Below are 341 nucleotides of genomic sequence, written 5' to 3'. Positions count from 1 at the left end.
AATGAAGCCGCTTTCACTGAAAGATCTGTTCTCAAAAAACCCTTGTCCCGGGCCTGGGTCATCAAACTACTGAGCGAGTCCATTTCTTCTCTGCAGAGTTGCTGGCAACGCTCTGCCAGCAGGGGATCACTCTGGGACTGCATAGTGATCTTGAGCACTTGCTGAAAGTCCTCATTGGAAGCAGCCAGGAGAAAAAAGCTCTCGGCGATCTGCTCCAGAACCAGAAGAGGGTCACCACTGACATCACCGCGCAGCTTTTCATACACCAACTCCATAGGCTGCATGATTTTATCCCAAAGCGCTTCGAGCATCTCGGACTTATCTTTGAAGTGCCAGTAGAT

At 50.1% G+C, this 341-nt stretch carries 1 protein-coding gene; it reads right to left on the bottom strand.

What is annotated here, in order from left to right; all coding sequences use genetic code 11:
• A partial coding sequence (locus CWC28_RS22225) for a TetR/AcrR family transcriptional regulator (protein WP_212746844.1) occupies window positions 1–341 on the bottom strand: 341 nt, incomplete at both ends.

This window comes from Pseudoalteromonas sp. S4492, assembly GCF_005886115.1.
Lineage (GTDB): Bacteria > Pseudomonadota > Gammaproteobacteria > Enterobacterales > Alteromonadaceae > Pseudoalteromonas > Pseudoalteromonas gelatinilytica.
Note: the sequence above shows the minus strand (reverse complement) of the source record. Positions and strands in the feature narration are given on the sequence as shown.